Annotated in this window: 23 protein-coding genes; 10 read left to right on the forward strand and 13 right to left on the reverse strand. The window is 37.5% G+C overall.

The features are described 5' to 3' along the window. Positions 1-48: 48 nt before the first annotated feature. The 5 genes from ABH966_RS04120 to ABH966_RS27065 form a co-directional block, all read right to left on the reverse strand. A complete protein-coding gene (locus ABH966_RS04120; protein WP_370076001.1) occupies positions 49-846 on the reverse strand; it encodes a hypothetical protein in 798 nt (265 codons plus the stop codon). A gap of 1 nt (position 847) precedes the next feature. Next, on the reverse strand, positions 848-1,936 hold the full coding sequence (locus ABH966_RS04125; protein ID WP_370076003.1) for an MBL fold metallo-hydrolase: 1,089 nt from the start codon (positions 1,934-1,936) through the stop codon (positions 848-850). Continuing rightward, positions 1,929-3,590: an ABC transporter permease gene (locus ABH966_RS04130; protein WP_370076005.1), complete on the reverse strand. Its 1,662-nt coding sequence runs from the start codon at positions 3,588-3,590 to the stop codon at positions 1,929-1,931. Before ABH966_RS04130 ends, ABH966_RS04125 begins: the two co-directional genes overlap by 8 nt. 61 nt (positions 3,591-3,651) lie before the next feature. Continuing rightward, positions 3,652-4,677: an ABC transporter substrate-binding protein gene (locus ABH966_RS04135; protein WP_370076007.1), complete on the reverse strand. Its 1,026-nt coding sequence runs from the start codon at positions 4,675-4,677 to the stop codon at positions 3,652-3,654. Further along, positions 4,674-5,639 carry an ABC transporter ATP-binding protein gene (locus ABH966_RS27065; RefSeq protein WP_483308135.1) on the reverse strand — a complete coding sequence of 322 codons (966 nt, stop codon included), beginning with the start codon at positions 5,637-5,639 and terminating at the stop codon, positions 4,674-4,676. Before ABH966_RS27065 ends, ABH966_RS04135 begins: the two co-directional genes overlap by 4 nt. A 137-nt stretch (positions 5,640-5,776) precedes the next feature. Between ABH966_RS27065 and ABH966_RS04150 the strand changes: the two genes are divergently transcribed. The 6 genes from ABH966_RS04150 to ABH966_RS04175 all read left to right on the forward strand — a co-directional run bounded on the left by ABH966_RS04150 (position 5,777) and on the right by ABH966_RS04175 (position 11,753). Next, positions 5,777-6,670 carry a LysR family transcriptional regulator gene (locus ABH966_RS04150; protein WP_370076009.1) on the forward strand — a complete coding sequence of 298 codons (894 nt, stop codon included), beginning with the start codon at positions 5,777-5,779 and terminating at the stop codon, positions 6,668-6,670. Between the two features lie 80 nt (positions 6,671-6,750). Continuing rightward, entirely contained in the window at positions 6,751-7,200 is a 450-nt protein-coding gene (locus ABH966_RS04155; protein WP_370076011.1) for a PTS sugar transporter subunit IIA, read from the forward strand. A gap of 5 nt (positions 7,201-7,205) precedes the next feature. Further along, entirely contained in the window at positions 7,206-7,469 is a 264-nt protein-coding gene (locus ABH966_RS04160; protein WP_370076013.1) for a PTS sugar transporter subunit IIB, read from the forward strand. Positions 7,470-7,518: 49 nt separating this feature from the next. Further along, on the forward strand, positions 7,519-8,787 hold the full coding sequence (locus ABH966_RS04165; RefSeq protein ID WP_370076015.1) for a PTS ascorbate transporter subunit IIC: 1,269 nt from the start codon (positions 7,519-7,521) through the stop codon (positions 8,785-8,787). A gap of 321 nt (positions 8,788-9,108) precedes the next feature. Then, a complete protein-coding gene (locus ABH966_RS04170) occupies positions 9,109-10,095 on the forward strand; it encodes a BMP family lipoprotein (RefSeq protein ID WP_370076017.1) in 987 nt (328 codons plus the stop codon). After that, positions 10,092-11,753, forward strand: coding sequence for a methyl-accepting chemotaxis protein (locus ABH966_RS04175; protein WP_370076019.1), 1,662 nt, complete (start codon positions 10,092-10,094; stop codon positions 11,751-11,753). The genes ABH966_RS04170 and ABH966_RS04175 overlap by 4 nt, the downstream gene beginning before the upstream one ends. Positions 11,754-12,146: 393 nt before the next feature. Here ABH966_RS04175 and menC read toward each other — a convergent pair whose 3' ends face one another. From menC to ABH966_RS04205, 6 genes are read right to left on the reverse strand one after another with little or no spacing between them, the layout of a single operon-like run. Next, entirely contained in the window at positions 12,147-13,256 is a 1,110-nt protein-coding gene (gene menC / locus ABH966_RS04180; protein WP_370076021.1) for an o-succinylbenzoate synthase, read from the reverse strand. Between the two features lie 14 nt (positions 13,257-13,270). Next, a complete protein-coding gene (locus ABH966_RS04185; RefSeq protein WP_370076023.1) occupies positions 13,271-14,245 on the reverse strand; it encodes an ABC transporter ATP-binding protein in 975 nt (324 codons plus the stop codon). Further along, a complete protein-coding gene (locus tag ABH966_RS04190) occupies positions 14,238-15,239 on the reverse strand; it encodes an ABC transporter ATP-binding protein (protein WP_370076025.1) in 1,002 nt (333 codons plus the stop codon). The genes ABH966_RS04185 and ABH966_RS04190 overlap by 8 nt, the downstream gene beginning before the upstream one ends. Before the next feature lie 18 nt (positions 15,240-15,257). Continuing rightward, the gene (locus tag ABH966_RS04195; RefSeq protein ID WP_370076027.1) at positions 15,258-16,154 is read right to left on the reverse strand and encodes an ABC transporter permease; all 897 of its coding nucleotides are present in this window, start codon (positions 16,152-16,154) and stop codon (positions 15,258-15,260) included. Positions 16,155-16,165: 11 nt separating this feature from the next. Further along, a complete protein-coding gene (locus tag ABH966_RS04200) occupies positions 16,166-17,116 on the reverse strand; it encodes an ABC transporter permease (protein WP_370076029.1) in 951 nt (316 codons plus the stop codon). Positions 17,117-17,137: 21 nt separating this feature from the next. After that, complete coding sequence (locus ABH966_RS04205) at positions 17,138-18,700, reverse strand: ABC transporter substrate-binding protein (RefSeq protein ID WP_370076031.1); 1,563 nt, start codon at positions 18,698-18,700, stop codon at positions 17,138-17,140. A 236-nt stretch (positions 18,701-18,936) separates the two neighbouring features. Here ABH966_RS04205 and ABH966_RS04210 point away from each other — a divergent pair, with 236 nt between their 5' ends. Together ABH966_RS04210 and ABH966_RS04215 are read left to right on the forward strand one after the other, a co-directional pair. Continuing rightward, on the forward strand, positions 18,937-19,797 hold the full coding sequence (locus ABH966_RS04210) for a MurR/RpiR family transcriptional regulator (RefSeq protein WP_370076033.1): 861 nt from the start codon (positions 18,937-18,939) through the stop codon (positions 19,795-19,797). Further along, complete coding sequence (locus ABH966_RS04215) at positions 19,787-20,893, forward strand: M20 peptidase aminoacylase family protein (RefSeq protein WP_370076035.1); 1,107 nt, start codon at positions 19,787-19,789, stop codon at positions 20,891-20,893. The genes ABH966_RS04210 and ABH966_RS04215 overlap by 11 nt, the downstream gene beginning before the upstream one ends. Positions 20,894-21,171: 278 nt before the next feature. Here the strand turns inward: ABH966_RS04215 and ABH966_RS04220 are convergent, their stop codons facing one another. Beyond that, positions 21,172-21,744: a helix-turn-helix domain-containing protein gene (locus ABH966_RS04220; protein WP_370076037.1), complete on the reverse strand. Its 573-nt coding sequence runs from the start codon at positions 21,742-21,744 to the stop codon at positions 21,172-21,174. Positions 21,745-21,828: 84 nt separating this feature from the next. On the opposite strand from ABH966_RS04220, the gene ABH966_RS04225 reads away from it, so the two are divergent. After that, positions 21,829-22,794: a DMT family transporter gene (locus ABH966_RS04225; protein WP_370076039.1), complete on the forward strand. Its 966-nt coding sequence runs from the start codon at positions 21,829-21,831 to the stop codon at positions 22,792-22,794. Positions 22,795-23,022: 228 nt separating this feature from the next. Here the strand turns inward: ABH966_RS04225 and ABH966_RS04230 are convergent, their stop codons facing one another. Next, positions 23,023-23,133 carry a hypothetical protein gene (locus ABH966_RS04230; RefSeq protein ID WP_370076257.1) on the reverse strand — a complete coding sequence of 37 codons (111 nt, stop codon included), beginning with the start codon at positions 23,131-23,133 and terminating at the stop codon, positions 23,023-23,025. Between the two features lie 536 nt (positions 23,134-23,669). Between ABH966_RS04230 and ABH966_RS04235 the strand changes: the two genes are divergently transcribed. Next, entirely contained in the window at positions 23,670-24,950 is a 1,281-nt protein-coding gene (locus ABH966_RS04235) for an XRE family transcriptional regulator (RefSeq protein WP_370076041.1), read from the forward strand. Positions 24,951-25,002 lie beyond the last annotated feature (52 nt).

Genomic DNA, 25,002 nt, shown 5'->3' on the forward strand with positions numbered 1-25,002 from the left:
TTGTTCGCTATTCCTAGAAGTGACGCGAATTTCAAAGAATATTTTTTATTACTTATCCATTACAAATGCCGTTTTGCCACGTTGATCTTCACTTAAATAACCAGCTAATTCTAATCGATCATGCCATTCTTTTTCTATAATAGCAGCCTTTAATGCATCATCCTCTTTCGTTGATAGCTCTACCATAATCTCTCCTTGATATTGCCAAACTTCAACATCCGCCGCATAGCCCGCAAAGCTTCCTTTATATGTTGTTGCCTCTGCAGGACCATATACGACAGCTTCGGATAATGTGTTTTGATACCATGCTTCAGAATCCCAATTTAAAATTTTCTTCGGAACATTTTCTACTATTAATTTTTTTGCCGCATTTGTATCCACTGCATCATAGGAAACTTTAGATGTAGTCTTTAATGATTCTTTACGACTTATGGTGAACGTACGATTGTCACTCTTAACATCCGTTTCAAATTTATAGTTAGACTCTGCTCCAGTGAAGCCATGACTTTCTGTAATAGCAATTGCTTCATCCAGAGGTGTATTTGAAAATCTCTTTTTATAGGTGATATCCATTTTATTGCTTCCTTTGTAGACACGTAAACGGTTGATATAATCCTCATTTAGAAAAGCTTTATTCGGAGTATCAAAGAAATAAATCTTTACTTCATCTTTTTTTGTAGCTTGGAAAACATTAAAAATATCCGATTCGGTGAAAAGCCCAGATTTAATATTGAATTTAATTTCATTCCCTGGCTCGATTGCTGTTTTAGCTTGTGTAGAATCAAATCCAATGATGCTAACAAGTACAATACCGATTAAACAAAAATTTAGTACCCATTTCTTCATGTTATTCCTCCCTATTCTGTAGTAATTGCAAGATAGTCGTTTCTCTATTCGTTAATGAACTGTGAAAATAGATTGTCTTATGTGCATGTATTTTCTTAGAAAGTGCAATGATATCATCATAATCTGGATGCGTTTTATAAAAAAAATCCTTATGTTGATTTTTGGAAAATTGAATTCTATATTTGCCTTTATTCCAATATCCCGTAAAGATAACCATAGCTGTTGGCTTTTTGTGAAGTAGTTCCATTAATTTCGCTTCATTACGCTCAGGTACAAAATAAATGAAGTTTTCACTTTCTCTTATCTTTGTCAAACATTCTAGTTTAAACTCTTGCAAAATTGTTTTGGTAGACAATAAATTTTCAAATGACTCATAACAATTATCAAATAACGACAACAAATCATTATCTACACGTATCGCTCTTGTTGTATGCTGAAAAAGATAAGTAGCAATATCTGCTGTTTTTCCTGAGAAAGAAGATGGGAAAATGATCGGGTAGCCTGGATTCGCATTGATATATTCCGTCATTTGCTGCAATACTTCTATATTATTAATGCGCTTCTCAACATGGCCGCTATCCATAATGGCTAGATCATAAACAGTCCCGTCCTCTATCGGTAGTGTTGCTTTTAACAAATAGGAATCCACAACATAATCGCCAGAGTAAAATATCACCTCCTCAAAAAAACGAATCTTAAACCAAACGCTTCCTATTAGATGCCCACTGTAGCCCCATTGAAAGGCAAGACATTTACTAACAACTATCCACTTTCCGATTGATTCTGGTTGAAAGGTTTTTGTATGTTGAAAAGACTGTTTTAATTGCTGCGCAGTCATTTTACTCATAATGATCGGCCCTGTGTATTCCCATTGCTCAAGTAAAGGAATAGCACCTACATGATCTGTATGTGAATGGGAAATAAACACTGCATCAAGCTTTGCCACATGAGCTTGTGTTAAATTAGGAGGAGTCTTCTGTCGATTGTTCATCACTCCGCAATCGAGTAAAATAGCATGTCCATTATTTTCAATGAAAAAGCAGTTACGGCCATACTCACCAACCCCACCTAAAATTTCTACATTAAGCATCCGCATGTCCTCCCCGTTTTTGTAGCCAATCTAATAGAAACATAAAAATAACGGTCATGACGACTGTAATCACCGCTACAGCCATTCCTACACCAACATTTCCTTGTTCAAATTGACTGTAAATAAATGTTGCGCCAGTCTCTACTGAAGGAGGTAAAATGAGTAATCCAGCGACAAGCTCACGCATCGAGATAATAAACGTCATCATAATTCCAGCAAGAATCCCCTGCATTAATAATGGAATAATGATATGTCGATAAACCGCCCAGCTACTTCGCCCAAAAATAGCCGCTGATTGGAATATTGAAGAATCTAATTGTGATAAAGAGGACTTTATATATTGCACGGAATATGGTAAAAAAAGTACACAATACGTGACTACAACCATTGTCTTTGTGTTATAGATAGTCGCTGGTAGCCACGGTGCATTCCAAAACATGATTAACCCAACTACAAAGACAATTCCAGGAATAATATTAGGCATTAAACTAAAAAAATCTAATACTTGCTGCTTTTTCGTTTCTCCCTTTTTAATGTATAAGGCAATGAACAAGCCAATAATTGCTGTAACGACAGCTGTGATTACTGAGAAAACAACACTATTTAAAAATGCTGACAATCCAGCACTTCCACTTGTAAACACTTCCTGGTAGGAAGCAACGCTAAAATTCCCTGCCTGCAAACCATCTCCCCTTACTTTCTGCAAAGATGTCACAATAATTGAGAAGTAAGGAATACCGATTGATAGCAAAATGATGATTCCCACAAAGAGCCATGAACCGAATTTGACATACCATTTATCTTCAATCTCGCGATTAGCTGGTGTTTTTCCAGATAGCACACTATATGTATATTTTCGTCCAATAAGATTTTGAAAATACCAGATAACGAGACAAACTGATAGTAAAAATAATGACAGTGATGTCGCCATACTAATATCTACTGGCCATCTTGAAAGGTAAGAGTGAATCTCCGTTGTAAATACTTGAAAGCCAATTCGACTACCAAACGTAGCAGGTGTTCCAAATTCAGCTAGCGTTTTGATGAAAATTAGCAAGCTCCCTAGAACATAGCTAGAAACTACTAAAGGCAGAACTATTTTCATCCAATTTCTCCAAGAACTTCGTCCAAAAATTAATGCAGCATCTAGAAAGGAACCATTGATTCTTAATAGCGTATTTTTCAGCATTAAATATAAAAAAGGAAAAAGATGCAGGCACATAATCATGACCATTCCAAATAAGGTGAAGAACGATTCAGTCATCCAAGCAGCACTTGGAAATAGTTGTTGAAGAAAACCATTATTTTGCATGAACAATATCCATCCCATGGAGCCAATATACGGAGGTGTCATAAATGGAATGGTTAAAATAATATCTAGCCAATCGTATTTATATAAGCTTGTTTTCGTTCTTATTAACGCCATTGGGAATGCTACAATCGTAGTCCCTAAAACAACTAAAACCCCTAATAATACAGAGTTTCCAAGCGTTTGCCACATTCTTTCATTGGCAAACATTCTGTTAATCTGCGAAACATCTAATTGCCCATCTTTCATAAACGTATAAAATGCAATGGCAATTAACGGTGCGATAGCAAACGTGACGACAAGTGTCAGTAAAAATCCAAAAGTTCGTCTGCCTTCCATAATCATTGATGATTCAATCCTTTCCCTAGAAAAACTTCAAGGAGGCTAAAAAACCTCCCCTAACTACTTAACGAAAAATATCATTGAATTTAGTTAATACTTCAAGCTGCTTCGCTTCTGCACCTTTCCAATTCACGTTTAGCTGAGGAATTTCATTTAAGGCTGCACGATCCTTAACAGGTATATCTTTGTTGCCTGGGAGTAAATAGGCATTTGCTACAAGCTTTTGCCCTTCATCTGACAGTAAAAAATCAACGTACGCTTTTGCACTTTCTACGTTTTTTGCATCCTTCAAAATACCAACAGCTCGCGGACTGACAACTGTCCCGCTTTTTGGATAAATAATTTCTACTGGCTCACCATCAGCTTTTGCTTTATAGGCCATGTAATCTACCCCTGAAATTGTGGCATTTTTGTCACCAGTAATAACAGCATCTAACGCTTCCTTATTAGCACCATTCACCTGTAAACCATTTTCCTTCCACTTCTCCATCGTAGTCCAAGCTGTTTTTTCAGCTTCTGTATATCCGAATAGGAAGTCTACAGCAGAGCCTGACAAGCTAGGGTCTGGTATATTAATTTTATTTTGCCATTCAGCTTTTGCTAAATCTGTCCATTCTGCCGGAACCTGTTGCGTATTTTTCGTATTATAAGCAATTCCTAATGCTGAGGCACTGTAACCATAGTAATAACCTTCTTTATCTGACCAATCGCTATTGATTTTCTTGGCATTATCAGCGTCTTTATTGCTTTGAAGTTGATCTGTTTCCTTTAAGCCATCCATTGAAGCGACAGAGGCTAGTACGACAACGTCAGCTACAGGGTTATTTTTTTCCGCTTCTAAACGCGATAATATTTTGCCTGTTGTTCCTTGGAACATCTCTATTTTTATGCCTGTTTTCTCTTCAAATGCTTGTTGAATATTCGCTGCTAAACCATCTGGACCAGCAGAGTATACCGTTAAAGTTTGTTCTTCTTTTGAGGCTGAACTTGCTTTATCATTCTTCTCTACCTCTTTATTTCCACATCCCGCTAATGCTAATGTTAAAAGAATCCCAGCTGTAGCAAATAGTTTTAACCCTCGTTTTTTCAAAGGTAACCCTCCAATTGATATATTTGTTTTTCATCAATAAAAACTTCAAGCTTTTTGCCATGTTCTATCGGTTCTGCTTCGTAAAAGCTCCAGTACTTACCTTCTACCTGTGCTTGCACTAAATAACGATCACCAACAAAGGTACTTTTTACAATCATCGCTTGTTTTGCAATTGTACCTGGGCGTCGTAGTCTGGAAATTCCTTCAGGTCGCACAATATAATTACCTTTATCAAACCAGTTCACTTTACCGATAAAATCTGCTACATACGGTGTTGCTGGAGCGTGATAAATTTCTTCTGGTGTTCCCACTTGTGCAATTCTTCCTGCCTCCATCACGATAATTTGATCTGACATTGCCATTGCCTCTGTTTGATCATGTGTGACAAAAATTGCCTGACAATCTAACTCGTTAATAATATGCATGATTTCATCTTGCATTTTTTCTCTTAGTACTGCGTCGAGTGCTGATAGTGGTTCATCAAATAAAATAAGCTGTGGATTTGTCGCTAGTGCCCTCGCAAGTGCTACTCGTTGCTGCTGTCCTCCCGATAACTCCCCTGGCTTTCGTTTTTCAAAACCCTCCATTTTCACCAATCGCATAACATGCTCCACTCGAGCCGGAATGTCTGACTTTGAAACAATACCCTTCAGGCCAAAAGCAATGTTTTGGAAAATAGTCATATGAGGCCATAATGCAAAATCTTGAAAAACCATTGCCATATTTCGCTTATTTGGTTTTACATTTTTATGGAGTTTGGATGAATAAATAATTGTGTCATCAAAACGGATTTCTCCATTTGTCGGTTGTTCAAGACCTGCCAATACTTTCAATAACGTTGTTTTACCACAGCCTGATTGTCCTAAGATGGTAATGAACTTGCTATCCAGCTCCACATTGATGGGCCATAACGCATGAAACTGTCCATATTTTTTTTCGATATTCGTTAATGAGATTTTCATCATATCCTCCTCGTTAATTACAACTATAAATTCCAGATATTTAGAAAATATTAATCTACTATTAATATCTCGTTAAAAAAAATCTAATAAACTAAAGCAAAACTAAGATTTTTTCTAATTTACTTTAGGAGGATAAAATGAATAACATGAAGTTACAGGCATTTTGCCTACTCGTAGAATTTAAAAAATTAGCTCCTGTTGCCAAAGAGCTAGGTCTTACAGCGCCGACAGTATCCTTTCATATTCGCTCCATTGAAGAGGAATATGGCATCCGTTTATTTCGGACAAATGCAGGTGGATACCGTTTAACAGAAGCGGGAGAAGGGCTCTATCATTATGCTCGCCAAATTGTACAGCTACAAAAAGATATGAATCGCTTTGTCGAAAATCTTTTGGCGGGTAATATTGGCTCCATTCGTCTTGGCGCAAGCGGGCTACCTGCACATATTTTTATGCCGGATATTATTCATCTAGTTTCAACAGCTTACCCAGACATTCGAATATCGCTAGAAGTAAAAACAGCGCCTGAAATTGAACAAAAGGTAGCTCTTCAAGAATTAGATTTCGGGCTAATTATGGAAACAAAACAAGAAAATTCGTCTCTTATATACGAAACAATCGGCGAAGATTCCCTTGTATTAGCATTGAGTCCTACCCATGAGCTTGCAGCAAAAAAGGACATCACAAAAGCAGATGTCCTAAAAAACAAAGTATTATTGCATACATCCTCCAGTTCAACGAATCATTTTATAGAAAAATGGATGGACCCTCACCCATCCATTTATACAATCGAGCTTGATTCTGTCAGTACTATTAAGAAAATGCTTACTTTCGGAAAAACAATTGCATTTTTGTCAGTTGCCCTGATAGAAGATGAGTTAAAATCAGGACTTTTGATCAAAAGAGATTTACACGATGTGACACTTAATAGAAAGATTCAACTTATTTATCCTAAATCTCGTCTAGATAGCAAGATGGATGCGTTTGTAAAAACTGCAATTTATGATTTAGCCAAACAATTAAAAAAATAGCCTCTTATGACATATTTCCATAGTCGACAATAATAACATGAAATGGGGATTGTTTACCCCTATGAAGGGAGGGTTGTATTTTGCTAACCGAGTTACTAACAAAAGATACTATACAACTCGCAGATATTGTAAATACTTGGCAGGAAGCTATTCATTTAGCGGCAATTCCACTATTAAAGCACAATAAAATCGAAGAACGCTATATTAAGGCGATGATTCATTCCATTGAAAAGCACGGACCTTATGTAGTCATTACACCAAAAGTAGCGATTCCACATGCACAGCACACAGAAGGCGTCAATGAGCTAGCCATGAGCCTATTAAGCTTACAAAAACCTGTTATGTTTGGACCAGAAAAGCCTGTTTTCTTAATTATTGTCTTAGCGGCCACCGATCATGCGTCGCATCTGCAAGCATTAGTTGACTTAACAAAGATTTTGCAAGAACCCCATCAAATCGACAGCATCATCGCCTGTCAGAATAAAGACGATATTATCAAAGAAATCCAACAAATTGTGGCAAAGGAGTAATCTTGATGAAGATTTTAGTAGTGTGCGGGAATGGCTTAGGCAGTTGTTTTATTATGGAATTGAATGTAAAAAAAGCGTTAACTGAACTTGGAAAAGTTGCAGAATTAACGCATACCGATTTAGCATCTGCCAAGGCAGAGAAAGCGGATATTTATATTGGCGCAGAAGATATTGTCAATCAATTGCCCGAAGAAAGAGGTCACATCGTTAGTATTGTTAATATGATGAGTATTTCTGAAATTAAATTAAAGCTTAAACCTCTGTTATAAAGGATTGAATTTGAATTTAATTAAAAATTGGATAGGATGAGGTGTTAATATGTTAGATGTTATTATGAATGACATTTTAGGAACACCAGCTATTTTAGTCGGCCTATTCGCTTTTGTCGGTTTATTAATCCAAAAAAAATCAGCTTCAACAGTCCTTTCTGGTACGTTAAAAACGGTTATGGGCTTTGTTATACTTGGCGCAGGTGCAAGCGTTTTAATCGGTTCTTTAAATCATTTTAGTAAAATGTTTGATCATGCATTTAATGTCCAAGGAGTTATCCCAAATAATGAAGCGATTGTAGCAGCCGCTCAAACTAGTTTCGGAACAGCTACTGCCATGATTATGGTTTTCGGTATGATTATGAACATATTATTTGCGCGATTTACGCCTTTTAAATATATATTTTTAACTGGTCATCATACATTATTTATGGCGTGTTTAATCGCAGCATCACTGTCTGTCGGCGGTATGAGTGGCACACCTCTTATCATCGTTGGCTCTATTATACTTGGTCTTTGTATGGTCGTATTCCCAGCCATTTTACAACCAACTGTTCGTCAAATAACTGGCAGTGATGATTTTGCTGTTGGTCATTTTGGCAGTGTTGGTTATTATGTATCTGCTAAAATCGGGAAGCTCTTTGGAAACAAAGCTAAATCAACAGAAGACATAAAAGTTCCAAAATCTCTAGGCTTTTTACGGGATACATCTGTAGCTGTGTCCTTAACTATGAGTCTGTTTTTTATTATCGTTGCCCTATTCGCTGGCCAATCCTATATTGAGTCACAGTTATCTGGCGGTTCGAATTTTATCGTCTTTGCCATTATTCAAGCTATTACCTTTGCCGCTGGTGTCTATATCATTTTGGCTGGAGTGCGAATGCTAATTGCCGAGATCATTCCTGCCTTTAAAGGTATTGCAGATAAACTTGTGCCAAACACAAAGCCTGCATTAGACTGCCCTACAATTTTTCCGTTCGCACCGAATGCAGTTATTATTGGCTTCCTGTTTAGCTTTGTAGCAGGCTTAGTGTCCATGTTTATACTCCCCCTCATAGGGCTAAAAGTGATTGTACCTGGGATTGTGCCACATTTTTTCACGGGTGCGGCTGCAGGAGTATTCGGTAATGCAACTGGTGGTAGACGCGGTGCTATGGTAGGAGCATTTACCAACGGATTAATTACTAGCTTTATCCCCGCGATTCTACTTATCTTCATGGGTGATATCGGCTACGAAGGAACTACATTTGGCGATTCAGACTTCGGCATTGTAGGAATCATAATTATAAATATATTAAAATTATTTGGTGCGGTTTAATTCATTAGTGTGTCTCGCAAACTCTTTAGATGTTTGCGAGTTTTTTTATTTGCCAAAGAAAAGGGTTAATTTTGCAAAATATATAAATATTTCACAATATACCCCTACCTTTTTCACTATATACATAGAGAAAATCCATTGTGAAACAAACTAAATACTCAGTGATTAGAAAATATCGAAAATGATTTAAACCCATTTTCCTGTAGTAAATTGTAAATAATCTGATAGTATTTAATGGTAAAATAAAAAATCGTTGTCTGACCTCTGACTTAGAATAACTTTTTGCCGATATAAATAATACATACAATGGAGGTATTCATATTGAAAAAATTAATGATTGGCTTTTGCTTAATAGCTTTGTTATTAGCAGGCTGTTCCATTACTCAGCCGGAAAAAGCGCAAGATGACTATAAAATTGGTATCTTACTTTCAGATGCAGGGCTTGGTGATGAATCGTTTAATGACTCAGCTTTTAAAGGGCTTGAGAAAGCACGCGATGAGCTAGGTATTTTGTTTGATTATAAAGAGGCGCCTGATGGCAATTACGAACAGAAGCTAGAGGAACTTGTCGAAGAAAAATATAACGTCATTATTGGTCTAGGCTTCTCTGTACAGGAGGCATTGGAAAAGACTGCGAAGAAATATCCTGATCAACAATTTGTCCTTATTGACGGACAATCAGATGTTGCCAATATCACTTCCATAACCTTTAAAGAGCAAGAAGGTAGCTTTTTACTTGGAATGGTTGCAGCAATGACGAGTAAAACTGGAAAAATAGGATTTATTGGTGGTGTAGATATTCCGGTTATCCATCACTTTGAAAACGGCTTTATTGAGGGAGCTAAATATTTTAATCCAAATATCGAAATTATTAGTGAATATTCTGGCTCATTTGATGATGCCGACGCGGGTGCCGCAATCGCAGAACGTTACATAAAGAACAAATTGGATTTTATTTATCATGCAGCGGGATTCACAGGCTTTGGTGCCATAAAGAAAGCGGAAGAAATGGGCATATATGCGGCCGGAGTTGATATTGATCAATTTTACATTGCAGAAAAAACTGTTGTAACATCAATGTTAAAAAATGTCGACCAAGCTGTTTTTAAAATTGCTAAAACATTAGATGAGGAAGGGAAAATTTCCGAAAAATCGTTGTCATTCGGTTTAGCTGATAATGGAGTAGGCCTAGCGGATATACGTGTTATTAAACTTACACCTGAGCAACAGGCTGCTATTGAAAAAGCAAAAGAAGATATTGTTTCGGGTAAAATAAAAGTTACTGCAGAAAAGGGGAACAGCCAGTGACACTACGAAAAAAATTATTCATGAACATACTTATTCCCATTGTCCTCGCAATGGCTATGATTGGTTTTATTATCGTTCAAACATTTGATATACAAACAACTGCACAAGATGATACAGAACTATTACTGGCAGTGAAAGAACTTGAACAAAGTTTAGTTGTAGCGAGCCAATCTTTAAATAACTACACTTTTTTAGATAGTGAGGCCAATAAAAATGAAGCTCTTTCAACTTTACAAGAAACGAAAGTAAATTTAGAAAAACTCTCAACTATTGCTAAAATAGCTGAGCATCAGGCAATCATCAAAAAAATCGAGGGTAAATACGACGAATTAGAAAAAGCTTCAGAAGCAGGATTTCTTGCTCACAATCATCCTGAGATAAAAAAACAATCAATCAGAATATCCGGTATTTTGAACGATATGTATCTACTGAAAAAAGAAACAAATGAATGGTATAAAGAAACGAATGATCTGGCAACGCAGAAAATTTCTTTTATTACTACATCAACAATAATAGGTAGTATCCTTCTACTTATTGCTACAAGCATTTTTTCGTATGTCGCAACGAAAAGAATTACTAAACCGATTAACCGAATCGTGGATTATGCACAATTGGTGGCTGCAGGGAATTTGACAATTGACACCTCTTCCCTCTCCTATAAGAAAGGTAGTCGCAATGAAGTTGATCAACTGACTGAGAACTTTGCCAAAATGATTGTTAGCTTAAAAACCACCGTACAATCTATTGATCATGTAGGTAAAAATGTTGGTCTATTTACAAAAGATGTCACAAGCTATATCGAAACCGTTAACGAAGGCAGTAAACAAATTGCTACATCAACAGACGAATTGGCAAAGGGAAGCCTAACTATTTCAGAAGATATCCAGTCAACGGCTATCTTGATGAATACGATGGCGGATCAATTTACTACTGTTCAGGAGACAAGTGAACAATCAGCAGTAAACGGTAACAAAGCGCTTACTGCAGTTCAAAATGGTCGTAGCTCACTAGAGAAGCAATCCTCTATTGCGAAGGATATTTCATCCACTTCGATTAATATCAAAGAGGCTGTTACTCAATTCTCTCAATTCACAACAGAAATTGAAGGTGCAGCTAATGCAGTTCACGCGATTGCTGATCAAACAAATCTCTTAGCATTAAATGCTGCAATCGAAGCGGCACGTGCTGGCGAAGCCGGAAAAGGATTCGCCATTGTAGCGAAGGAAGTCAAAAAACTTTCTCATGAAACAGAAAAAGCAACTACTTTCATCTCTTCGATGGTGACACATATACAAGATGGCATTACACTCATTCTTTCTACTGCAGAACATGGACATCAGCTTTCAGAAGAACAATTACAATCGATGACCGATACAGAAAAGTCATTTGAGGCAATTGCAACTCATGTATTAGACATTAATGATCAGTTACAGCACCTTACAAAGGATATGGAGCAAACAAGCGAAATGAGTCAGCAAATGAACAGTGCCATTGAAAACATTTCAGCTATTACGGAAGAAACCGCAGCAGGAACAGAGGAAATATCCGCTTCTACTCAAGAACAGTTAGGATCATTCAAAAAAATTAGTGATAAGGTTTCAGAACTTCAAGAAATGACAAATACATTGTCTGTAGAACTAAAAAAATTCACATTATAAATTTAGTTTTATTTTCGTCAATTATTTCAGACTAATAGGTGCATTAATTAGCGGAATTTTCCCCAGTTTTATTAATGAGAAGACGCTAATATCCGCTAAGCTATTCACGCTTTCCTGCTGGAGAGCGTCGAGCCGCTTACAATAAGATGAAGCAATGGGTAGCAACAACTTTTACACATAAAATTTATATTAACCTTCACAATTTTTGGGTTGTAGTAGCGGGTGAGTTAAATCTGATGGAGCACTAAAGCCTCCCATCTTTATAGTGAACTGCACCCCAATTGTTAGATACAATCTAACAATTGGAGGTGCAGTTTTTGTATGCCTAAATTTAGAGAAGAAATGAAATTAGAAGCTGTTCAAATAACTTTAAAACACGGCATTCGACTTTCATTATGCTTCGTAAATATACTTTTCTATTGTGTATTTTTCGAGTTTGTCTTGTGCAATATTATAACCAATACCTGGTAGATTAGAAACTTGGATATGTCCTTGGTCATCCATGACAATCTCTGGCTCAATAATATCTTCATGCCAATAGCGGGAAGATGGTGCCGTATCACCAGGTATTGTAAAGTTTGACAGTGTTGTAATTGCAATATTATGAGCACGACCAATCCCTGATTCTAGCATACCCCCACACCATACAGGGATTTGATGCTGCTGACATAAATCATGAATCTTTTTAGCCTCGGATAAGCCTCCAACACGCCCTACCTTTATATTAATCACTTTGCAGCTACCTAGTTCAATTGCACGTCTAGCATCATCGTATGAATGGATACTTTCATCTAAGCAAATCGGTGTATTGAGTTCTCTTTGTAATTTTCGATGATCGACAATATCATCATGCTCAAGAGGTTGCTCAATCATCATTAAATTTAATTTATCCATCTCCTTAAATAAGGATAGATCTTCTAACGAGTAGGCAGAATTGGCATCTGCCATTAAAGGTATATCGCCAAAGCGATCACGGATTACACGCAGTACTTCGATATCTTTTCCGGGCTTAATTTTAATTTTTATTTTTTTGAACCCTTGTTTTAAATAACCTTCAATGCTTTCCAGCAATACATTCGTATCATCTTCAATGCCTAGGCTAATGCCAACAGTAATTTCTTTTTTTTCTCCTCCAAGTGCTTGTGCTAAAGGTATGCCCTGCTCTTTTGCATATAAATCCCAAATGGCTGCTTCCACTGCAGATTTCGCCATATTATTGCGACGCACGCGAGCAAACTTCTCATTTATCTCATCTGGATGGTTGAATTCCTGATTAATAACAAGTGGTATTAAAAATTCATCAATAATAGAGAATGCCGTTGAAGCCGTTTCTTCTCCATAATAAGGATAAGCGCTAACAACACATTCTCCATAACCAACATGCTTCTCACCATACGCTTCAATAATTAAGAAAATACGTTCCTGCTGCTTCATAAAACTTGTTTCAAAGGGTGATTTCATAGTCATCTTCATTTTACGAACTATAATTTTTTCAATTTTCATTTCTCAACACTCCCCTACTTGTAATATAAATGACATGCCGTTTTATGGGCAGGTGAATGCTCGACCAACTCTGGCTCTACCGTCCGGCATTTTTCCATTACAAAAGGGCATCTCGTCTGGAAAACACAGCCTGTTGGTGGATTCAATGGAGAAGGGATTTCACCTTTCAGCTTAATCTTTTCACGTTTTATTCGCGGATTGGGCACAGGAATTGCTGATAAAAGTGCTTTTGTATAAGGATGCATTGGGTTGCTAAAAATTTCATCTGTCGTTGTTTCTTCTACGATCTTTCCTAAATACATTACGCCAATTCGATTGGAAATATGGCGTACAACACTTAAGTCATGAGAGATAAACAATAATGTTAGGTTAAATTCTTTTTGTAAATCCTCCAATAAATTCAGCACTTGTGATTGAATAGATACATCTAATGCCGATACAGGCTCATCACAAATAATAATATCTGGATTCATAATAAGTACGCGTGCTAATCCTATACGCTGACGCTGCCCTCCGGAAAATTCATGTGGAAATCGAAAATAATGTTCATTTTGGAACCCTACCTTATTTAAAATATCCATCACTTTTTGTGTACGCTCTTGCTTTGTGCCAATATGATGTATTTTCAAGGTTTCTTCTAATATTGTTCCGATACGTTTACGTGGGTTTAAAGATGAATAAGGATCTTGAAACACCATTTGCAAACTACGACGAATGGGCATCATTTCTTTTTGTTTAAGCTTATTAATTGTCTGTCCTTGGTAAATTATTTCGCCATCTGTAGGTTCAATGAGCCGCAAAATAGAACGGCCTGTAGTACTTTTTCCGCAACCAGATTCTCCAACTAAGCTATATGTCTCGCCCTTAGTAAGCTCAAAGGACACATTATTGACTGCTTTGACATATCTTTTTTCCTGCCCGACACCACTACTAACAGGAAAGTAGGTTTTTAAGTTTTTTATTTGTAAAATCATTTCTTTGTTATCCATGAATTTTCACCTCCCGCTTCCTCTGAATTTCTTCAAAGTGCCAGCATCTGACTTTACGGTCGCCGTAGCTTTCAAGCTTTGGTAGAGATGTGCGACAATTGTTTGTCTGGAATTCACAGCGTGGAGCAAAGCGACAACCTGTAGGAATTTGACTTAATGTCGGCACCTTTCCTTCAATCACATACAGCTTTTCCTCACGACTTCCTTCTATATTAGGAATTGATTTTAATAAGCCTTGTGTATAGGGATGCAGAGGCTGATCAAAAATCGTTAATACATCACATTCTTCAATGACTTGACCTAAATACATGACTACTACTTTTTCACAAACTTCAGCTACAACGCCTAAATCATGCGTAATCATAATCGTCCCCATATTAAATTCGTCTTTTAACTCTTTGATCAAGTCTAAAATTTGTGATTGCGTTGTCACGTCTAAAGCTGTTGTTGGTTCATCGGCAATTAAGAGTGCTGGCTGACAGCAAAGTGCCATCGCAATCATGACCCGTTGACGCATCCCCCCTGATAGCTGATGAGGAAACTCATCAATCCGTTTCTCTGGTGCTGGAATACCAGTTAATTTCAGCATGTCAATCGCTTTCACGCGGGCCTGTTCTTTTGAAACATTTTGATGAAGGAGGAGGGCTTCCATAATTTGATCACCCACAGTGTAAACTGGGTTTAATGAACTCATCGGATCCTGGAAAATCATAGCAATATCATTACCACGGATTTCTCGCATTTCTTTTGCGGATTTCGCTAATAAATTTTGGCCTTCGAGACGAATTTCACCTTCATACTTTGTATGCTTTTCATCGAGAAGTCGTAAAATTGATTCTGCCGTAACGCTTTTACCACAGCCGGATTCTCCCACTACACCAACGATTTCTCCTTTTTTAACAGTGAAAGAAACATCATCGACAGCTGTTACTTTCTTTTCCTCTGTATCAAAATGAACTTTTAAATGCTCAACTTCAAGTAAAGTATCTGTCATTGTAATAGCACCCCCTTACTACTTCTTCGATTTATTATGCGGATCTAGTAAATCTCGCAATCCATCACCAAATAGATTTAAGCCTAAAACCGTTAACATAATTGCAATTCCTGGGAATACTGTCATCCACCACGCATTGAAAATAACCGTTTTGCCATCATATAATAAATTGCCCCAACTTGGTTCAGGTGCAGGAATCCCGGCTCCTAAAAAGCTAAGTGCAGCCTCTACAATAATGGCATCTGCAAAAATAAAAGTAGCTTGAACAATTAAAGGTGAAATGACATTCGGGAAAATATTCGACCAGATAATACGCGTGCTATTTGCACCTTGTGCCCGTAACGCCTCAATATATGTTTGCTCCTTCACAATTAAAGCAGAGGAACGAATAGTTCTTGCAACAAGTGGTGTAAATACAATCGTTAAAGCGATAATGACATTGACTAAATTTGCACCGAGAGATGCCATAATCGCAATCGCAAGTAAGATGGCTGGAAATGCCATTAGACCGTCAGCAGTACGCATCAATAAGCTATCAAGCTTTTTAAAATAAGCTGCATATAATCCAACAATCGTCCCGAAAATAGAAGTTAACAGTGCGACAGAGAAGCCAATGACTAATGAAACACGTGCCCCATACATAACACGACTAAATAAATCTCGACCATAGTTATCCGTGCCAAAAAAGTGTTCAGTACTTGGCGGTAATAATCGATTCGCGGTATCCAATGTATATGGCGAAGTCGAGATGATAAACGGGGTCAAAATCGTAAACAAAATTATTACTGACATAATAACGGTGCCTGTCAAAGCCAATTTGTTGCTAAAAAACTTCTTTCTAAATAACGTTCGCTGCTTTTGCTTCATCTGCTTCTTAATGGTTGACAGATCATTCATTGAAAGCTCTTGACTCAAATTACTCCCCCCTATCTCTTCCCAACTCGTAAACGTGGATCAACAATACCATATAGTAAATCAATCACTAAATTGATTGTTACGTAGCTAACTGCGATTAACAAAACAACTCCTTGAATCACTTCAAAGTCACGTCGTTCTACTGAGTTAATGATTAATTGACCAATGCCTGGGATATTAAATACCGTTTCAATGACAGCTGCACCAGCTACTAAAGTCCCGAAGGTTTGACCGATAATCGTTAAGATAGGAATAAATGCATTACGTAATGCATGTTTCATTGTAATAACAAATTCCTTTACCCCTTTTGCACGTGCTGTCTTAATGAAATTGGCAGATAAAACTTCCAGCATCGAAGATCGAGTCATACGGGCAATAAGAGCAGCTTGCATTGAACCTAATGCAATGGCAGGTAAAATTAAATAGCGGATATGTACAGCGAAACCTGCAGCTAACGGTTTATAACCTGCAACAGGTAACCAACGTAGCTCCACTCCAAATAATAAAATTAAAAATAAACCGAGCAAAAAGCTTGGAACTGATATGCCAACAAGTGAAACTCCCATAAATGTTTGATCTAAAAATGATCCTCTGAACTTAGCTGACAGTACACCAAGTGGGATAGCTAGTACAATAGCAAACAATTGAGCCATAATGGCCAATGAAAGTGTTGGACCTAAATGCTCAAAAAAAGCCGTTAATACTGGTTTTTTCATAAATAGTGATGTTCCTAAATCGCCATTAACAATAGCCCCTACCCAAGTCACATATTGCTCCAAAATAGGGCGGTTGAGGCCAAGCTCTTCCTGTAGCTTAGCCACATCCTGAGGAGAGGCTTCAGGACCGAGCATAACTGAAGCTGGATCACCAGGCGTTATATGAACTAATAAAAAGACGACAACTGATACAACAAATAACACAGGTATAAGTGACAGTATTCGTTTCAATATAAAGTTCAACATAAGCTCATCCCCCCTTACAAATTATTTCATATTCCATAAAATGATACCTTGCAAGAAATCATAGCCTTCAATGGATGCATCGTATGCTGTTACTGTCGTTTTGTTTCCAAATTTAATAATTGGAACATAGTCATATACTTCAACCATTAAGTCACTGTAATAGCCTTTCGCTTCTTCCTGTGTTGCAGCACCTGCAATTTTGTTTAATAAATCATCAATTTTAGGGCTATTTGTCCAACCTGGCCATTCTCCCTTGGAATCCAAGAACACATATTTATTAGGTACAGGCTCAGTTGGGAAACCAGTAATGAAAATATCGTATGCCTTTTCATCTGTACGACGCTGTTGCACAGTTGGCCAATCATAAATATCAAGCTTTACTTTCATGCCAAGACTTTCTAATTGTTGTTGAACCACAACGGCTGCATTGTAATGGTCTTCATAATCACGTGTCGATAATATGACGATTTCCTCTCCATTATAGCCAGCTTGTTGTAATAGGGATTTTGCCTTTTCTATATTCTTTTGATTGTATTGATTGCTACCAGCATCTGTATACCAGTCTGTTTGATCTTTAATCATTAAATTGTGTTCTAATTCGTAAAATTCAGGACTCGAAAACGCTGCCCTTAAAATTGCTTCTTGATCAAGAGCCGCATTTACAGCTTGACGTGCTTCCTGTTTAGCAAAAAGTCCTGCTCGCTTGTTAAATACAACAGCATTAAAGCCATTATGGTCAATGGAAGTTTTAACAGTTTCAGACTTTTCTAATTGCGCCACATTATCGAACGGTATCGCATTTGCTACTTGGTATTCTCCTGTTTGAATACCAGCAAAACGCGTTGAAGCATCGGTTACAATATTAAAATGAATATTTTTATATTGTGCCTCTTTTTTACCAGCCAATCCGCTTGCTGGGCTATCTACAGCAACATAATCATTAAATTTCTCTAAATGAATATATTGATCATTTTTCCACTCTAAGAATTTATATGGACCTGTCCCAATAAATTCTGTTAAGCCCTCAGCTGTCGTTGAGGCATTTGCTTCTTCCGTTGTAATAATTGCAATTTGACTTGGATCTGCCAATAAATGGAGCGCAATGAATAGTCGCTTCGGCATTACCAATCGCACAACTGAATCATCCACTTTTTCAAATGTTGCATCCGCAAAATAAGATTTTCCTAAACCTGTCGTTGTCATCCAGCGTTGCATAGATGCCACAACATCTTCGGCTGTTAAATCATCACCATTGTGGAATTTAACACCTTGTCTCAATTTAAATGTTATAACTTTACCATCTTCACTTTCCTCCACTGATTCCGCCAACATTGGCACAACCTTCGAATCTTTATCTAGTGTCACTAAAGATTCATAGATATTTCGAGCTACATCACGCGTAGCTACCGCCGTTGTCATCAACGGATCTAACGTTGGTGGCTGAGCATTATAAGCTACCTGTAATTCTGAATAATCTTTATTACTATCTGCTCTTTCACCACCAGCATTATCATCTGAAGAACATGCTGCTAACACAAAAAGCACACTTGCAAACATTACAAATAACCAATTTGCTTTTTTCATGTCAATCCCCCCAAGATTTTATGATGTTAGATCATTAGAAGTATTCACTTTATTTCCTAAAAATTTAAAGTGAACACTTCAATATATATATTAAGCTAACAAAACTATTCAAAAAATTCAATTATTTTTCTGAAAATATTGAAAATAAAGTTTATTTTGAATATGCTATAATAAAGTAAACGCTTATTTTTTTAGAAAAAAAAAGAATTTCCTTCACTACTAAAGGAGGTATCGGCTTGTACGCATACGAAGCTAAAATACAAGAAAAATTTGATGATTTGTCCCCTACATTAAAACGTGTTGCACTCTTTTTGAAAGAAGATCCGAAGCTATTTGCTTCAAACTCTGCGACGAAAATCGCCAACATGATTGGAGTTAGTGAAACAAGTGTGATTCGATTTGTTTATGCCATCAATTATGGGAGTTTTACTGATTTACAAAATGAAGTACAGGATTCTATTTTTGATTTAAAAAATTCATTGATGAGCTTTTCACACACATTTGCAGAGCAAACTGATCATACAGGTATTGAAGAAGTTATGATTCGTGATCAAATCAATATAAAAAAAACGGCTGAAAATATAGACCCTGAAATGTTTAAAACGGTCGTTAAAAAAATTGCTCTTGCAAGGGAGATTGTTGTATTAGGGAGTGGAGCCTCTTATGGTTTTGCACATTGGTTTAGCTTCACATTGAATACAATAAGAGGGAATAGTCGAATTTTAAATTTATATATGGATGATTTTTCTTACATTAATAACTTAGATGAAAATAGTGTCGTTGTTACCTTTTCTTTTAATCGTTATATGAAACATACGCTTGAAATTACGCAGGAATTAAAGGAACGTGGAGTTTATGTGGTGGGCATCACAGATTCAGATATAGCTCCCATAACTCAAATTGCTGATTCGACTTTTATTACTAAGATGTCACATATGTCTACAATTGACTCTGGTCCTGTCATTTCCTCGTTATTGAATACAATATTGCATCAAATGATTCAAGACTATCCTGAGCAATATGAAAAACAAAAGCAACAATATGAGACTACTTATAAAGACCTATTTTGGAATGAGGGATTACATCATGAAAATTAAGCAAGAACTATTACAACATTTTCATTACTTACATGAAAATGCAGAAGTAAGCTGGAAAGAGGTAAATACAACCCAATATTTGAAAGAAGTACTCAGTGACCTAGGCTATAAGGTGACTACTTTTAATGATTGTACAGGGCTTTATGCAGACCTTGGCCAAGGCCAGCCTATAGTAGCGGTCCGTGCAGATATTGATGCACTATGGCAGGAAGTTGATGGCTGTTTTAAAGCGAATCACTCATGTGGTCACGATGCTCATATGAGTATGGTCCTTGGTGTTGCAAAATGTATGCAGCATGAAAATTTCAAAGGTACGCTACGCCTCGTTTTTCAACCGGCAGAAGAAAAAGGTACTGGCGCTTTGGAAATGATTGAGAAAGGTATTGTGGAGGATGTGGAATACCTATATGGCATCCACCTACGGCCAATCCAAGAAATCCCATTTGGTGTAGCATCACCAGTTATTATACATGGCGCAGGTCAAATGATTGATGGGCAGGTACAAGGAGTCGATAGTCACGGTGCACGCCCTCATTTGACGGTCAATGCTATAGATGTTATGACGACGATCAATGAACAGTTAAATCAAATTCGCATTGATCCGCAAATACCACATTCTATCAAAATGACCTATATTCGTGCTGGAGGTGACAGTCGAAATATTATTCCCGGGAATGGACAATTCGGACTAGATTTACGTGCACAAACGAATGAAGCGATGCAGGAGTTGGTACAAAAATTCAAACAAATCATTGACGGTGTACGTACAACCTTGGGGGCAAGTATTCATTATAGCACCATAACAGCCATGCCTGCTGCTGTTCAAAACGAGCAAGCTATTCAATTTGCACGCACAGGCATTACCGAAGTTATTGGCGAAGAAAATATCATACCCACACTCATCACCTCTGGTGGGGACGATTTTCATTTTTACACAATCAAGAAACCACATTTAAAAGCAACGATGATTGGCCTAGGCTGTAACCTCGCTCCTGGACTCCATCATCCTTATATGAGCTTTGATACAGATGCTCTTGAAATCGGCACAAACATCTTAACTAAAACTGTGCTAGCCACTTTTCGTGCTCAACAATAGATCACGATTTTTATACCTTGATGGAAGCCGTTGCAAAGCATTTGATGAAAGTTAAACAGAAATAGACTGTGGAGAAAAACACAATATTTTTCTCCACCCATTTTGGCTATTTGCACTAAAAGGAGTTGTTGGTTAGCAAGTGCCCTGTAGCAAATCTCTCATAAATGGTCAGTAAGACATACTTGCTTTGCTGAATCCCACTGCTTTTTTCATTGAAACACTTAATTCCACTGGTTCTGTCAATTCCTCTTCCAGCTACTCAAGCGTGATACCTTATTTCAAGATAAATATTTCATTGTTAAATGGAGAACTGCTACTTCATTCCCCGTGTTTTCATAGCTATGCTGTCGATTTGCTTCAAATTGAATAGAATCAAATTCGTTTAATTCGTACATTTCTTGTCCAACTTGAATCGAAATTTTCCCTTTCATTACTGTTACAAATTCAATAGCTCCTTCATGATGAGGTTCTGCCTCATATATGCTATTCGGTTGCAAACAAGCACGATGCATTTCCATCCCAGTTTCTTTTTTGTAACGAAATATAGTTTCTAATCGCCACATTTGATTTTCTTCTATCGTAAATCCCTCTCCGCAACGTGCAACATTTACTATATCTTCTATCACCATAAGCCGTGACAGCGGAATAGATAATCCTTTCGTAATCTTCCAAATGACACCTAATGTAGGATTCGTTTCTCCTCTCTCAATTTTCCCTAACGTTAATTTACTAACACCTGTTTTTTTCGCTAACTCTTCTAAACTTAATTTCTGTTCATTTCGTATTTGTCGTAACAGTTGACCAACTTGCAAAATAACTTCTTTTGTTTGCATATCCTCTTGTTCTTTCATATGAACCCCACCTTTAGTATATTATAGTTTACTTTTTATATAAATAATTATATTATAATATATATTTAGAAAGGAGCGAACGAAATGCGTGCTATCTTATTAGGTATTTTATCATCTGCGTTTTTTTCAGCTACATTTATTATAAATCGAGTTATGAACGTATCAGGAACAAGCTGGGCTTGGACTGCTTCCTTCCGATTTTTATTCGCTTTACCCATTTTATTCTTTATCGTCCTATTTCGCAAAAACCTTCGTCCACTATGGGTAGAAATGGGTAAACACCCTTTGGCATGGCTTGGTTATGGCACAATAGCCGGGGTAGGATTTTATTCCTTATTAAGCTATGCTGCTGTATTTAGTCCTGCATGGCTCGTCGCAGGTACATGGCAAATAACCATTTTAGCTGGTTTGCTATTATCTCCGTTATTTTTTATTACATTGGAGACAAAGTCAGGAGTTAAACGAGTTCGCGGTAAAATTCCTATGCGAAGCTTACTCGTTTCCTTATTTATTTTAACGGGTGTCATTTGTATGCAATTAACAGAAGCTGGAGACATTACTGTTTCTCAATTTTTATCTGGCTTCCTCCCTGTAGTTATCGCTGCATTCTTATATCCTTTCGGTAATAGAAAAATGATGGAAGTCGTTGCTGGTCGCTTAGATACATTTCAACGCGTGTTAGGCATGGCAATTGGTAGCCTTCCTGTCAGTATTATATTAGCGATTTATGGTTGGACTACAACTGGCATACCAACATCTGGGCAAATGATGCAAGGTTTCTTATTAGCATTATGTTCGGGTGTTATCGCCACAATGACATTTTTCTTCGCTACTGACTTAGCGAAAAATAACCTGTCTTTGTTAGGGGCAGTGGAGGCAACACAAGCAGGAACAATGATTTTTACTGTTCTTGGTGAAATCCTTTTTTTAAACGGTTCTTGGCCAGTTGGAGTATCTTTAATCGGAATGATCATTATTATGATCGGAATGATAGCCAACAGTATTTTAAATCGCACTATTCCTGTATCCAAACAAAAGAAAATAGCATAGTTTAAGAGCGTGTTTTAAACCGAAAACTGATTAAAACACGCTACTATGTTTAATAGAAAGCTTTAGGATAAATTAAAAACATAAGATAAGAAAAAAAATCCCGAATAACGTTCAATATTCGGGATTTTTCTTATTATAAAGTTAAACCATCATCAACAAGAACTATTGCTCCTGCCCGTTCAGATGCTAAGAAAGCAACCATTTCTGCTAACATGCATAACGTCCCATTCACATGTTCGGAAGTTCATCTGGAATATAGCCAGTTGTTTCAAACATTTCCGTAACACTATTTGTTAACGCTGTTTGAACACCGCCTGGACAAATAGCATTAATGCGAATACCTTTTTTAACGTATTCTAGCGAAGCGGATTTAGCAAACCAACGACAGCATAATTATTTGCAGAATATGCAGTTAAACTGTGCTTTGATTTTCGTTCCGACTGGTCGCTTTCCTGGGGGCGTCGATCCCTATATACACGGCATACTTTTAACAAATATCATCCACAACTTTTGGCGTGGGCCTCAGATGTGAACATTCTATTAAGAGAGAGCATGTCTTTTCATGAATAAAAACCATGCTCTCTTTAATGTATTATTATAGTTTTATCAAATATATTTTTTTAATATAACAAACTGCGAATTTATGATAAAAGGTAAAATAATAAAGAGACAAGTATGATTACCATTACTTTCATCTATAGAATAAAGTCCAACTTCCCCATAAATTGGTATAATGAATGATTTTCATACGAGGGACCATCGATGTGCCCGATAGCGGGCATTTCCACCCATTTATCCTTATTCTAAGCCTTTTTTTCTATATATTCATGGTATACTTTTACGGAACTTTCGCGGAAAGGAGATTTCTACGCCCTATGTTAAAAGAACGAATCGATTTTTTGTGCAAAAAGAAAAACATCACCCGCAAAGAGCTGGTTGAAGGTTTACTGACGCAAACCCATTTTGCCAATATCCTCGCAGAGCGTTACACTCTTGCCGCTGATTTGGCTGAACATATAGCCTCCCGTCTCAGCGTCTCTCCTGCTTATTTGCTGCAGGCTTCATCTCAATCGCCGGATACATTGGCAAAGGCAGAGAGCATTTTCGAAATGTTATCCCAATCCACTGCATCCATCGATGAACAGCAGGTTAACGATCTGCCGGACCGCGACGATGCTTTAACCGTTGAGTTGACCACAGCCTTAATGAAAGCCGTATATTACCAGCAGCTTAATGACGCGGTAGCTCATGATTATTTGCACCGGAACTATTTGAATTATTACTTGGATAAATACGGGCGTCCTGACGACAATGATCTGCCCCTACCAGCCAAAAAAGCGATGTTTTATTATAAAATCCAACTTTTCAGATCCAAACACCATTACCACGAGGCACTGCTTCAAGCACGAAAACTTGCGGAACTGCTCGCTCCAGGCAGCGAGCCATGGCTGACGGCGCATAATTTCATGCTTGAGGCCTTTATCTATTTGAAACAGTATGATCAGGCGAAACAGACGTTTGAGCAAATGATGAAGCATGTCTATGAACAAAGGCTCTTTCACCGTTTGAGCGGGTTGTATCTCACCTACAGCGGTTATCAGTTTACGGTCGGACTTGTTCAGGAAGCGCTGCTAGCCTTATCCATGGCGGAAGCACATTTGGTTTACACCTCCAATCAGGGCGAAATGATGACATCCATAATGAACAACCGAATTATCATGCAAACGCTGCTAGGCGAATATGACAAAGCCGCATTGGAGATTGACCGCTTTAAAGAAATGATTCGGCACGAACCAGAAGAAATTAGACAGAAGTTCCAACCGCTGCTCGATATTTACCGCTGCGAGTTGGAACTAAACCAAAAGCAATGGGCATTGCTCCCGCAGATGATCAAGGAGCTTGAAAGCAGCGCCGAAACAACCGATCAACAAATGTCGTTGCAATTCTACCAAAGCCAACTCTCGTTTGCGCAGGGGCAGTTCGAACGTTCAATGGAGCATGCCATGGCCTGTTTACCTTATTTTGAGTCCATTCAGCAAACCAACCGCTTGGAGACTCTATATGAGTCGCTTGCCGTCGTCTCTGAGGATGCCAGAAAATACAAGGAATCAGCTGCCTATTACAAGAAGCTAGTTTACCTTCTACGGAGCAAATAATAAACCGGATTTCAGTCGGAAAACCGCAATACGAATGGGCTGTCCCAAACGT

It is taken from the genome of Lysinibacillus sp. RC46, from assembly GCF_041262385.1.
In the GTDB taxonomy this organism is placed as follows: Bacteria; Bacillota; Bacilli; order Bacillales_A; family Planococcaceae; genus Lysinibacillus.

What these genes read in the sequence shown, in the direction of transcription:
- ABH966_RS04120 (WP_370076001.1), bottom strand. Translation starts at nt 846, where the DNA reads ATGAAGAAATGGGTACTAAATTTTTGTTTAATCGGTATTGTACTTGTT.
- ABH966_RS04125 (WP_370076003.1), bottom strand. Translation starts at nt 1,936, where the DNA reads ATGCTTAATGTAGAAATTTTAGGTGGGGTTGGTGAGTATGGCCGTAAC.
- ABH966_RS04130 (WP_370076005.1), bottom strand. Translation starts at nt 3,590, where the DNA reads ATGATTATGGAAGGCAGACGAACTTTTGGATTTTTACTGACACTTGTC.
- ABH966_RS27065 (WP_483308135.1), bottom strand. Translation starts at nt 5,639, where the DNA reads ATGAAAATCTCATTAACGAATATCGAAAAAAAATATGGACAGTTTCAT.
- ABH966_RS04150 (WP_370076009.1), top strand. Translation starts at nt 5,777, where the DNA reads ATGAATAACATGAAGTTACAGGCATTTTGCCTACTCGTAGAATTTAAA.
- ABH966_RS04160 (WP_370076013.1), top strand. Translation starts at nt 7,206, where the DNA reads ATGAAGATTTTAGTAGTGTGCGGGAATGGCTTAGGCAGTTGTTTTATT.
- ABH966_RS04165 (WP_370076015.1), top strand. Translation starts at nt 7,519, where the DNA reads ATGTTAGATGTTATTATGAATGACATTTTAGGAACACCAGCTATTTTA.
- menC (WP_370076021.1), bottom strand. Translation starts at nt 13,256, where the DNA reads ATGAAAATTGAAAAAATTATAGTTCGTAAAATGAAGATGACTATGAAA.
- ABH966_RS04185 (WP_370076023.1), bottom strand. Translation starts at nt 14,245, where the DNA reads ATGGATAACAAAGAAATGATTTTACAAATAAAAAACTTAAAAACCTAC.
- ABH966_RS04190 (WP_370076025.1), bottom strand. Translation starts at nt 15,239, where the DNA reads ATGACAGATACTTTACTTGAAGTTGAGCATTTAAAAGTTCATTTTGAT.
- ABH966_RS04200 (WP_370076029.1), bottom strand. Translation starts at nt 17,116, where the DNA reads ATGTTGAACTTTATATTGAAACGAATACTGTCACTTATACCTGTGTTA.
- ABH966_RS04205 (WP_370076031.1), bottom strand. Translation starts at nt 18,700, where the DNA reads ATGAAAAAAGCAAATTGGTTATTTGTAATGTTTGCAAGTGTGCTTTTT.
- ABH966_RS04215 (WP_370076035.1), top strand. Translation starts at nt 19,787, where the DNA reads ATGAAAATTAAGCAAGAACTATTACAACATTTTCATTACTTACATGAA.
- ABH966_RS04220 (WP_370076037.1), bottom strand. Translation starts at nt 21,744, where the DNA reads ATGAAAGAACAAGAGGATATGCAAACAAAAGAAGTTATTTTGCAAGTT.
- ABH966_RS04225 (WP_370076039.1), top strand. Translation starts at nt 21,829, where the DNA reads ATGCGTGCTATCTTATTAGGTATTTTATCATCTGCGTTTTTTTCAGCT.
- ABH966_RS04235 (WP_370076041.1), top strand. Translation starts at nt 23,670, where the DNA reads ATGTTAAAAGAACGAATCGATTTTTTGTGCAAAAAGAAAAACATCACC.